7 protein-coding genes are annotated in these 12,079 nt (G+C 62.1%); 2 read left to right on the forward strand and 5 right to left on the reverse strand.

The window, feature by feature from the left end:
* Positions 1–133: 133 nt before the first annotated feature.
* Both KQ933_RS08205 and KQ933_RS08210 read right to left on the reverse strand, forming a co-directional pair.
* Positions 134–454: a 2Fe-2S iron-sulfur cluster-binding protein gene (locus tag KQ933_RS08205; protein ID WP_112547779.1), complete on the reverse strand. Its 321-nt coding sequence runs from the start codon at positions 452–454 to the stop codon at positions 134–136.
* A gap of 201 nt (positions 455–655) precedes the next feature.
* Entirely contained in the window at positions 656–1,027 is a 372-nt protein-coding gene (locus KQ933_RS08210) for an Hpt domain-containing protein (protein WP_216758282.1), read from the reverse strand.
* Between the two features lie 464 nt (positions 1,028–1,491).
* Between KQ933_RS08210 and KQ933_RS08215 the strand changes: the two genes are divergently transcribed.
* Positions 1,492–8,421, forward strand: coding sequence for a hypothetical protein (locus tag KQ933_RS08215; RefSeq protein ID WP_216758284.1), 6,930 nt, complete (start codon positions 1,492–1,494; stop codon positions 8,419–8,421).
* Between the two features lie 207 nt (positions 8,422–8,628).
* Positions 8,629–9,495: a D-alanyl-D-alanine carboxypeptidase family protein gene (locus KQ933_RS08220; RefSeq protein WP_216758286.1), complete on the forward strand. Its 867-nt coding sequence runs from the start codon at positions 8,629–8,631 to the stop codon at positions 9,493–9,495.
* A gap of 63 nt (positions 9,496–9,558) precedes the next feature.
* Here the strand turns inward: KQ933_RS08220 and KQ933_RS08225 are convergent, their stop codons facing one another.
* From KQ933_RS08225 to KQ933_RS08235, 3 genes are read right to left on the reverse strand one after another with little or no spacing between them, the layout of a single operon-like run.
* Complete coding sequence (locus tag KQ933_RS08225) at positions 9,559–9,999, reverse strand: hypothetical protein (RefSeq protein ID WP_216758288.1); 441 nt, start codon at positions 9,997–9,999, stop codon at positions 9,559–9,561.
* A gap of 34 nt (positions 10,000–10,033) precedes the next feature.
* Positions 10,034–10,648, reverse strand: coding sequence for an ABC-type transport auxiliary lipoprotein family protein (locus KQ933_RS08230; protein WP_216758290.1), 615 nt, complete (start codon positions 10,646–10,648; stop codon positions 10,034–10,036).
* Between the two features lie 54 nt (positions 10,649–10,702).
* Complete coding sequence (locus KQ933_RS08235; RefSeq protein WP_216758294.1) at positions 10,703–12,073, reverse strand: MlaD family protein; 1,371 nt, start codon at positions 12,071–12,073, stop codon at positions 10,703–10,705.
* Positions 12,074–12,079 lie beyond the last annotated feature (6 nt).

Genomic DNA, 12,079 nt, shown 5'->3' on the forward strand with positions numbered 1-12,079 from the left:
CGAAGCCGCGGGTGTTCCTCCCTCATCCGTAGGTAATGCGCCCGCCTCGCCTCGCTCGCCTCCGGCGTGCGAGGCTCTCTTTTTGGGAAAGCTCCCCCATTCTCTCAAGAAAGTTCTTCAAAACAGTGAGAAATCAGGCCTGCCGTTCCGGCACATGCACGGTAAGTCCGTCATAGGCAGCCTTCATCCTGATCTGACAGGAAAGGCGTGAAGTTGGACGCACGTCAAAGGCGAAGTCCAGCATATCCTCTTCCATCGCTTCCGGCGGACCGACGACTTCCGTCCACTGTTCGTCGACATAGACATGACAGGTTGCACAGGCGCAGGCGCCGCCGCATTCGGCCTCGATGCCGGGCACGGAATTGCGGACCGCATTCTCCATTACGGTGGAGCCTTGATCGACATCGAGATCGAAGCGCGTTCCGTCAAAGGCGACGATGGTAAGTTTGGGCATCAGGATTATTTCCGGTCTTTGGTCGTAGATGGGCGGATTTTCTTCCGACAATTCGGCGCGTCAGTCAACATTGCCGGATGCCCCGAGCCTCGCAGATACGCAAAGGCTGCGCCATTCCCGATGCGTCATGGAGAACGTCGCAAAAAGACCCGCCGTTCCCTAATGGAACAGCGGGCCTAGGTCGTTCACAACCTTCCTGCCTTATCCTCGGCAGAGTTTCAGGATGAAATTCTCGGCATCGACGACGGCTGCACCGAGGGCTGCCATGGCGGTCGCGTCGCCATTGTTCACTTCCACGGCTTCCGCCGACTGCGAAACCCGGAAGGCGCCGATGGAGCTTGCTGCCCCTTTCAGGCGGTGCGCGGCTGCGCCCACCTTGGCGGACTCACCGCTTGCAATGTCTTGCAGGCAGGCGCGCGCCTGGCGCGCAAACATCTGGAGGACTTCAATTTCCACCGTCTTGTCGCCCATCGTCTGGCGCGCAAGATGGACAAGGTCGATCGGCCGTACCTTGGAAGGCGAAGGCCCGCTGGAATTGTCAGGTGCTTCGAACGCAATGCTTACTGCTGCCATTTGCCAATTCTCCCGTCTCGCATCGCCTGCGGTTGCATAAGTTGTGCGGTCGGAGAATGGCGATCCTGTTAAATTCCGGCACATCAGAGGCGGAAATCTGACCGTATGGTTAACATCCCTTAAACATCGCTAAAATATCGGCTTTTAGGCGGGATTCAAAATTTAAAGGTGTTAACAACAGGTTAAGAAGGGCGCAAACGCAAGGGTTCATTAATTGTCTAAGGCACCCAGATGTGTCACTACGATACTGTTGAGGCGGGCTCATGCCGCGCGCCTTTGCCGTCAGAGTGGATAATGGTAGTGTTTTGATACCTTTCGTTTGAAAAATCGGCTATCTACTCTGAAATAACATGCTTATCCGTCCGTCTTGGGATGGAAGGCTGGAACGGCGAAGGTTCTTTCCGGGCAAAGGCGGTGGCCCGGATGCGCTGCCGGACTTGCCGGGAATTGTGAGGCGTATCGGAATGGCAAATAACAAGTACAATGAATCGATCGAGGACAAAGCGTTCAAGGCATTGGACGAGGCGCTTCAGATCGATTTCGGCCAGGAAAACGTGCCGCCCCGCCGCGGTAACGCGCCCCACGCCCCGGAGGCTAATGTGACTGACCCATCCAATGCCCGTAATCAGGCCCAGGAAGAAGCACAACGCCGCCGCGGTCGCGCTGGCCGCACAGGCGATCAGCAGGCACCGCGGGCGCCGGCCTTCGCCCCCGCCAACGACGCCAGCCGCAATTCACCTGCCTCGCTTCTGAAGTCGCTGGAAAACGGCTCCAGCCGCCCTGCCCTGCGCACGGCCACTCTCGTCTCCATTCTGTGGGTGGTCATCGGCCTCGGCCTGATGTTCATGCTCTATGCGCCGCAGATCGCGCAGATCCGCTCGCTGACCGATCTCGCTGCCCTACCGGGCGTGATCGCCGGTATCGTCGGCATCATCGTGCCGGTCATGATGTTCTATGCCTTTGCCATCATGATCTCGCGTGCCCAGGACATGCGCAACGCCGCCCGCTCCATGGCCGAGGTTGCACTGCGCCTTTCCGAGCCGGAAACCATTGCGTCTGAACGTATCATGACGGTCGGCCAGGCCGTGCGCCGCGAAGTATCGGCCATGAACGAAGGCATCGAGCGCACCATTGCGCGTGCTTCCGAACTCGAAACGCTCGTGCATTCCGAAGTGAATGCGCTGGAGCGCTCCTACGCAGATAACGAACTGCGCGTTCGCGGGCTTGTCCACGAGCTCGGCTCCGAGCGCGAGGCGATCGTCAACCATGCCGACCGCATCCGCTCTTCCATCGCCGGCGTCCACGACCAGCTCAAGGAAGAACTGTCGCTCGCCACCGAAGAGATCGCCATCCGTCTTGCGACCTCGGGCGAAGCCTTCGCCTCGCTGATCGATACGCGCGCTGCCGCGATCATGGAGAAGTCGGACAGCGCCATGCAGTCGCTCGGCACGCTGCTGGCCGCCAAGACGGATACGCTGCTCCATACGCTGACTGCCTCAGGTCTTGCGATCGGCAATGAATTCGACAACCGCCTGGACGCGCTGACCAATACGATCAACGAACATGGCGAGCGCCTGCTCACCCAGTTCGAGACGCGCGCCTCGACGATGGACGCCAGCACCGAGCGCCTGAATGCGGCGCTGCAGGAGCGCACCCAGCAGCTCAACGAGATTCTGATCTCCCGCACCCGAGATATAAATCAGAGCCTGACATCGGGCGAGCGCACGATCGGCGGCACGCTCGATGACGTGCTGACCAGGCTGAACGCGGCTCTCGACGAAAAAGGCGCCAGCTTCCGCCAGAGCCTGCAATCGACGGCCGACGATGCCGTCATGGATCTCGACGTCCGCTCGGGCTTCTTCGAGGAGCGTCTGCAGACGACTGTCGCCCAGCTTTCGACTGCCTTCGACGAACGAGTCGCCGAATTTACCGACGCCTTCGACAAGCGCGCCGGTTCGCTCGACACCAAGCTCATCGAGAGCCTTACCCGCATCAACGAGACGCTGTCGGGCAGCGCCGATTCCATCGATAACATCCTCAATTCCAATATCGATCGTCTCGGCACCTCCATGACCGAGCAGTCGCTGGCGCTGGCGACCGCCTTTGCAACCGGCCAGGAAGTGCTGGAAGGCACGCTTGCCAGCCGTGCGAAAGAGATTACCTCGGCGCTGACGACCCGCACCGGCGAGCTTAGCTCCGCTCTCGGCAACGCCACCTCGGAAATCTCGCTGGCGCTCGCGACCGGGACCTCCGAACTGCAGAACAACCTCGCCGCCCGGGCAGCCGAATTCCGGGATACGCTACAGACGACCACGACCGAACTCGCCACTGCCGTCGACAGCGGCACCGAAAAGGTCACGGGCGCATTCGGCGGTCGCGCCGAAGAGCTGAGCAGCGTTCTCGCCGCCCGCGCCGCTGAAATCACCGATGCTCTGAAGACTGCCCATACCGGCCTTGACAGCGTGATGGCCGAACGCGGCGGCGCCCTGATCGGCGCACTCGCCGACCACCACACCCGCTTCGACGAAGCGCTCACGAGCCGTTCCGAAGCCATCATCAATACTGTCTCGGGCACGCATGACCGTCTCGCCGAAACCCTCGACGAAAAGGCCATGGCGCTGGCGATTTCGCTGAACGAGACGCAGTCGCGCATCGAAGACACGCTGTCGACCCATTCGGAATCGCTCATATCAGCCGTTTCCGGCACACATGACCGCCTCTCCGATACGCTCGATGAAAAGGCGATGGCGCTTGCCATCTCGCTGAACGAGGGCCAGGCCCGTATCGACGATACGCTTGCGAGCCACTCGAAAGCCATCGTTGATGCCGTTTCCGGCACGCATGACCGCCTTTCCGACACGCTCGATGAAAAGGCGATGGCGCTTGCGATTTCGCTGAGCGAAGGTCAGGCCCGTATCGACGATACGCTTGCGAGCCACTCGAAAGCCATCGTCGATGCCGTTTCCGGCACGCATGACCGCCTCTCGGACACGCTCGATGAAAAGGCGATGGCACTTGCGATTTCGCTGAACGAAGGTCAGGCTCGCATCGACGACACGCTGGCGACCCGTTCTGAGGCGCTACTCGGCGCCGTTTCCAGCACGCATGACCGTCTCGCCGAGACACTGGATGAACGGGCGATGGCGCTCGGCATTTCGCTGAACGAAACGCAGGCGCGCATCGAAGACACGCTGTCGACGCATTCGGAAGCGTTCATCAATGCCGTATCGGGCACGCATGACCGCCTCGCCGAAACGCTCGACGAGAAGGCGATGGCGCTCGGCATTTCGCTGAACGAAACGCAGGCGCGCATCGAAGATACGCTGTCGACCCATTCGGAAGCGCTGATCAATGCCGTCTCCGGCACGCATGACCGCCTCGCCGAAACGCTCGACGAAAAGGCAATGGCGCTTGCCATCTCGCTGAACGAGAGCCAGAACCGCCTGGAAGACACGCTGACGGCGGGTGCTGACGCTCTCGTCAATGCCGCCGCCGGCACCCATGACCGGATCGCCGCATCGCTCGGCGAAAGCCAGCTCCGCATCGAGGAAGCGCTCACCAGTCGCGCCGAATCCATCGTCCATGCCGTGACCAACAGCGCTGACCGCCTGTCCGATACGCTCGACGAAAAGACCATGGCGCTCGCCATTTCGCTCGACGACGGCCAGAGCCGCTTCGAATCCGCGCTCGAAAACCGCAGTACCGCCATCATGGACACTGTTGCCAGTGCCGAAGAGCGTGTTGCCGGCGCCTTTGCCGACCGCACGGAAGCGATCCGCACCGCCTATACGGACAATCAGGCTCGTCTCGAAACCGCGCTTGCCGAGCACAGCGCTACGCTTTCGGAAGCTCTGGATGCCGGTGGCGCTCGCATGGAAGGCATCATCGGCAGCATGACGGGCCGCATCGAGGATAGCCTCATCGATGCGCAGCAGCGTCTGGGCAGCGTTGCGAACGATGCCGCAAACAACATCGAAGGCGGTCTCGAAGCCGCACATGACCGCATCCGCGCCACGCTCGACGATCGCACCAATGCTATCACCCTGTCGCTGACCGAGGCACATAACCTGATCAACGACACGCTTTCCGAACAGGCGACCTCGATCGGTACATCGGTTGCGACGAGCATCGGCATGCTCGAAATGTCGCTGGAAGATCGCGAGGCCGCGATCCGTCAGGCGATCGACAACAGCGCCCAGACACTCGAGAACCGCATGCGCGAAAGCGCGGGTCAAATCGCCGGCCGCTTCCAGGAAGCCGCCAACACGATCTCGCGTTCCGCCGCCGATTTCTCCGGCCATCTCGACCATTCCGTCGACAATCTCACCGGTCGGTTCACTGAAACCGGCGCTCGCGTAGAAGCCGGACTTGCCGCCATCGAGGCTCGCATCGCCGATGGCGTAGGCGGCGTGGCCGATAAGGTCGACGCGGCAGGCAATCATCTCTCCGGGGTGCTGAACGAAGGTATCTCCCGCCTCGGCGCGATCGGCGACGACACAGCCGAGCGCATCGCCACAACGCTCGGCAACAGCGCCGCAAATCTGACGCATGCGCTCGACAGCCGCAGCACCAGCCTGACGGAAGCATTGCATGCCGGCACTGCCAACCTCACTCAGGCCCTCGACAACAGCAGTGCAAACCTCACGCAGGCTCTGGACAGCCGCCGGGCACATCTTGCTGAAACGCTCGACAGCAGCAGCGCGACCATGGCGCAATCGATCGATGGCCGCACCGCGGCACTGAGCGACATGATGGATCGCGGCAACGCGCGCATCGAAGAACGTCTCTCCACCATGGACCGCGCTCTGACCGTCGGTCTGGATGCCGTCAACCGCACGATCGAAGGCAAGGCCGCGGGTCTCGCCGCAAGCCTGCGCAGCGCCGTTGCCGAAGCTGCCGAAGGCATGGATGGCGAAGCCGCGAAGTCCTCGGAACTGCTCAGCCGTACCGGCCAGCAGTTCGCCGAAGCCATGGACGAGCGCTCGTCGCAGATCGTCAACCGCGTCGCCGAGGCGCAGAGCCGCCTCGCCGGCCAGGCTGCTGCCGTTGCCCAGACCTTCTCCGAGGCCGGCAACGTCATCGTCAGCAAGGTGGCGGAAGCAGAAAGTATCGTCAGCAGCCAGGTCAGCGCCATCAATCACGCGCTTGCCGATGCCGGCCAGACGCTGGAAGCGCACGGTAATTCGATCCGCTCGACCCTGACGGATGCCAGCAGTCAGATCACATCGAGCATGGCTGATGTCGACCGCGCGCTCGAAGCCCGCACCAGCATCATCCGCTCCAGCCTGGAGCAGCGTGCCCGCGAGATCGATACGACACTCACCGATATCGACAAGGCGCTGGAAGCACGCGGCAGCTCGATCCGCGCAACGCTCGACGAACGCACACGCGAATTGAACTCCATGCTGGCTGGCCGCTCCACCGAGCTGACGCGCATCCTCGACGAGACGGCGCGCCCGATTATCGACCGCTACACCGATGCTGGCCAGGAAGCCGCAGCCCGCATCACCGCGGCCGCAAGCCTCAGCGCCGAGCGCCTCCGTGCGGAAAATGACGCAATCACCCAGGCCGTCGAAGCGCGTGCCGAAAACGTCGCCAATGCCGTCGCCGCCATCGAGAACAGCCTGACGAACAACGTCAATGGCCTCGTCCAGCGACTGTCGGAAAGCAGTGCCGCCATGGCCATGATGATGACGCGCGCCGCCGACCAGCTGACCGGCGTCGACGGCCGTCTCAGCGACACGACCTCGCGCTTCACGGACTCTGCCGCCAAGGCCGCCGAAATGGTGTCTGCCTCTACCCGCCTTCTCGAAGGCAAGGTCGACCGCCTGTCGGATATTTCCGGCCAGACGCTCGCCCAGGTCGGCAGCATCATCGGTCGCTTCGACGATCACTCGAAGGTTCTGGGCCAGGCCTCGCATCTTCTTGCCGCCGCCCAGTCGGGCCTCGTCTCCACGCTGGAAGAGCGCGAAGACGCCTTGCAGACGCTGGCGGCCGGCCTCGTCCAGCGCTCGGGCGAGATCGAAAAGACCATGCGCGGCCTCGGCGGCATGATCGAGACGGTCTTCGAGCGCGCCGAACAGCGCTCCAATCAGGTCACCGGCACGTTGCGCCAGAGCGTCCAGGCCTCGTTTGCCGATATCGGCCGGGTGCTTTCGGACACCGAGAAGCGCGCCGAAGAGGCAGCTTCCACCATGCGCGAAGCAATCAACCGCGCCGGCGAGGAAGCCAATGCGACGATCGACAGCAGCTTTGCCAATGTCGAGCGCCGCTCCGGCGACCTCACGAACCGCCTGCGCGGCGGCCTGACGGCCTCGCTCTCGGAAGTCGAGCGCATGCTCGGTGAAGCCGGCCGCGCCTCCGACAATGCAGCGCAGAACCTGCGCGAATCGCTCCGCGATGCGATCGAGGAGGCGGTCGGCCGATTCTCGGGCGCAACAGAGGATATCCGCCGCTCGGCAGCCGATATCCGCAACGAACTCGACGCCACCCGCGCCGAGCTGAAGCGCGGCGCCTTCGACCTGCCGGAAGAAGCCAAGGAGAGCGCGTCTGCCATGCGCCGGGCCGTCGCCGAGCAGATCAAGGCCCTGCAGGATATTTCGCAGATCGTCGGCCGCTCCAGCCAGCGGCTGGAGCTCTCCGAGCCGGTCGCCCGCACGCTTGCCCAGGCCGAGCCTGCTCCCCGCGTTACCCAGCCGGTGATCCCGACGGCGCCTGCCCCGCAGCCGCCACCGACGGCGCGCCAGTCGATCGAATCCATGGGCCTGCGCGGCACTATTTCGCCAGCCCCGACTGCAGCGCCCGCTCCGGCTCCTGCACCCGCTCAGCAGCGTCCGGTCGCCCAGGCTCCGCAGCCGGCCCCTGCTCCAGTTCGCCAGGAAGCTCCGCGCACGGAAGGCGCCGGCGGCGGCTGGATCAGCGATCTCCTGCGCGGCGCCTCGCGTGAAGAGGCCGAAGAGGCTTCGCGTGCTCCGGCCCGCCCCGCTGCCGAAGCGGCCGCTCCGGCCCCTGCTCCCGCCCAGCGCGCCAATGACAGCCGCAACCCGCGCCATGTCGTTGAATCGCTGAATTCGCTTTCGGTCGATATCGCCCGCGCCATCGATCATGACGCCTCTGTCGACCTGTGGCGCCGCTATCAGCGCGGCGAGCGCGACGTGTTCACCCGTCGCCTCTACACGCTGAAGGGCCAGCAGACCTTCGACGAGATCAAGCGCAAATATGATCGCGAGCCCGAATTCCGTACCGCGGTCGACCGCTACATCGGCGATTTCGAAAAGCTGCTCGCCGATGTCGCCCGCACCGATCCGAACCGTACGGTGACGCAGTCCTACCTGACCTCCGACACCGGCAAGGTCTACACGATGCTTGCCCATGCGGCGGGCCGGTTGAACTGAGTTGCTGCGCCGGACGATCAAAACCTGAGAGTGTGAGACAAAAGGGGTCATCTGTGGATGGCCCTTTTTTATTGCCGCGGCTCCCTCATTCCGTCACAAACATCCCTGATCCGCATGGGCCGAACGGGGCGGCAGACCCCGGCCAGGCCAATCACCAAGCCAGCTGCCAAGAACAATTGCTTGTCACGACAGAGACCGTAGATATTGATGACCAAGACGACCTCCCGGCTGATAGTCGCCGCCTTCTCGTCCCTATTTCTTTTGGGCGCGTTCATCCAGGCCGAAGCCGGCCAGGCAAGCTTCCTCGTGGACGCGCAGTCCGGCCAGGTTCTGGAAGCCTCCAATCAGGACGATCTGAATTATCCGGCGTCGCTCACCAAGATGATGACGCTCTATCTCACCTTCCAGGCCCTGCATGAGGGACACCTGACTTGGGATCAGAAGCTCACCATGTCGGAAAATGCCGAGAGCAAGGAGCCCTTCAAGCTTGCCGTCGGCGCCGGCCGCAAGGTGACGGTCAAGGAAGCCGTCGAAGGTATCGTGGTGCTGTCGGCCAATGACGCCGCTGTTGCGCTCGCCGAACAGCTTGGCGGCTCCGAGCAGGCCTTCGGCACGCTGATGACGGCAAAGGCGCATGAGCTCGGCATGAAGGACACTGTCTTCAAAAACCCGTCGGGTCTGCCTGATCCGGAGCAGGTCACCACGGCGCGTGACATGGCGACATTAGGCGTTTCGCTGATGCGCGACTTCCCCGAGGAGTTCAAGCTCTTCTCCATGCGCGGCTTCCAATTCCGCGGCATGAAGCTGCGCGGCCACAACAATCTCATGTATCGCTACAATGGCGTCGACGGCATCAAGACCGGCTTCACCGATGCGTCGGGCTACAACGTCGTGACCTCGGCTGCCAAGGATGGCCGCCGCGTCGTCGGCGTCGTCATGGGCGAAAAGACCGCCAGCCTGCGTGACGACAAGATGGCCGGCCTGCTCGACAGCTACCTGCCCTCCGCTTCGACCGCTACTGCTTCGGCAACGGGCGGCACCCCGACGATGACGGATGCGCAGCCCACGAAATGACGTGGTAGGCAAAGGCTGCTCAGCAGTTTTGCCTACCACTGGGATGCCAGTGCATCATTGCGTTCAGTGGCTGGAAAGAAATCGTTGCTGGGCCTGCTCCCTGTCTTTCTCCGGAATGCAACGAGCCCAGCCAGAATAATTGATGGCCCCGCCCGAGAAGGCGAGCTCCGGCGATTCAACGTTCCCTCTCTGTACCGTCCATTCAAGAAGCGAACCCCACCAGAAGTTTCGCTTCTGGCAGCCAAATCGCACGCATGTAAATTGAATGGATTTGGAGACTTGTGTGCAGCTGAATCCCAATGCTCGGAGCTTTGTGGCCATGGCGGCCTCGTCTCCTTTCATTTCGGTAGCGAGTTGTTGGACGAAGGCTTTGTAAGCATCGAGGTTAAGAGGCAGCGGAGTGAGCGTATTGCTGCGAACATCCTGAGCTTGCGCACTGCTCCAGGCTTCAAAAATGAGCAAGAGCGCGAATGCTAAACTGCACGCTGTTCTCAGTTGCGACATCCTACCCCCAGCATTCCTCAGGGCTCTGAATGACCTAGATAGATTTCAGCGTCCAGCCGACGATCTGATCGGTCACTTCGGTAAAGGCGCGGCCTAACCCCTTGACGAAACTCACGTTGTCACCGCCGGCCGGAGCCGTGGCCCGGAAGACCTGCTGGGCACGCACTGTGCCGTTTCGATCGTTGAGGATCTTGGCGGAAATCTCCACCACAGCCTTGTTGCCGGACGCTGCGTCGATCTCGAAGGAGCGGATGTCCGTCACGAGCTGATAATCGATCGCCAGTCCCTGCCCCGGCTTTCCGACGCCGCCGAGCTTTCCGGAATTCTCGAAGGCCTGGACGAGCTTCGATTGCACCATGCGCGGCAGCGTATCGCTCCACTGCGAGCGCGACAGATACTGGATTTCCGAGGATGAAACGCGGATGACGATCTGGTCGCTGTTCAGCGCCTTCAGCGCCGTTGGATCGGCAATCAGGATCTGCTTGTTCTTGGCCGACGGACCGGTGCCATCGACCGTGGCTGCCGAGAGATCGTAGGTGTCGTTCTTCGCCGCCGTTCCGCAACCTGCGAGAAGTGCTGCCGTCAGCGGCAAAATAATCGCCGTTCCACGGATCCAGGAACGGCGCGACATCACATGCGATAGACCCATATTACGCTACCCCTGACCTCTGTTTTTATTCCCGCAATTCCTGACTGAAGCTGCTCAGCGCCGCGTGCGCCCGTCATATTGCTTGACCGTCGGCCCGCCGAAGATGATCCGCTGCGGGTTCTGGTCGAAATTGCTGATGGCATTGTTGAGATTGTTCGCCGTGCCGCGCAGCTCATTGACCAGTGTCTGGACGTCACTCAGCCCGCTGCCCGAGAACCGCTGCAGATTGTCGGCAATCGGCCCGATGCGCGCATTGACGTTGTCGGCGACCTTCTTGAAGGATTCGAGCGTCGCGCGCGCCTCGGTGAAGAGTGAATTGGTATTGTCGGAGCCAAGCAGCGCATCCACCTTGATGAGGATGCCGTCGACGCGGGTCGAAGCCGAGTTCAGCTTGTTCGCCATCTGCTGGACGTCCTGGATCGTCTGGTCGATGTCTTTCTTGCGGTCTCTGACGGTATCGGTGACATCGCGGATCGAGGCGACAGCGGTGCGCGCATCCTTGGTCGCCTGGGCGATATCGTCCACCGAACCCTTCACCTTGTTGGTGTCGATGGCGGCGACCAGTGTATCGACACGATCGAGTGTGACCTGTGCCTTCTTGCCGAATTCGTTGTAGGTCGTCACCGTCTGGTCGACCTTGTCGACGAGCCCCTTCAGATCGCCGGAGGCGTCGGCTATGTCGCGGCTCACCTTCTCTGCATTGCTCAGGATCGTGTTGATCTTCTTGGCATCGACCGCCTTCACCAGATCTTCGACGGCCGCAAGCGTCGAATCGACACGGCCCGAGACATTGCGCACCGTGTTGGAGAGGTCGCCCACACTCTGCAGGAAGCTGTCGATATTGCCGGAATTCTTGGCGAGCGCATCCGAGAAGGTTTCGGCATTCTGCAAGGTCTTGGTCAGTGGCCCGCGCGCGTCGCGCACGAAGCCCTGCACATCGCCGACGGCGTCATTGGCGCGGTCGAGGATCTTGTCGGCGGTTGCGAGAAGGTTGGTAACGCTCGACTGGTCGGCGACGATCACGGCGCGCTTGCCGCTTTCCATCGCCTGCTGGAGGATGTTCTTGTCTTCCTTGCGGCCGCCCGAAAGCTCGATATAGGCCGCACCCGTCAGGCCCTGGATTTCAAGGGCCGCCTTGGTGGACGGATAGATCGGCGCGTCCGAGCGTACTTCGGTAAAGGCCAGTGAATATTGCGGGTCGTCGGCATCGATCGAGAGCGTCTGCACCGAACCGACCTGGATGCCGTTGAAACGCACCGGCGAGCCGACGCTCAACCCGTTGGCGGAGCCCGGAATACGCACGATCAGCTCGGCCATCGGCCCGCTGCGGCCATACTCCGCCATCCAATAGACGAAGCCGAATGCGGCAGCGATCACCAGAACGGTGAAAAAACCGACGATCGTGTAATTGGCTTTGGTTTCCATCGTCTC

It is taken from the genome of Rhizobium sp. WYJ-E13 (genome assembly GCF_018987265.1).
Taxonomy (GTDB): Bacteria; Pseudomonadota; Alphaproteobacteria; order Rhizobiales; family Rhizobiaceae; genus Rhizobium.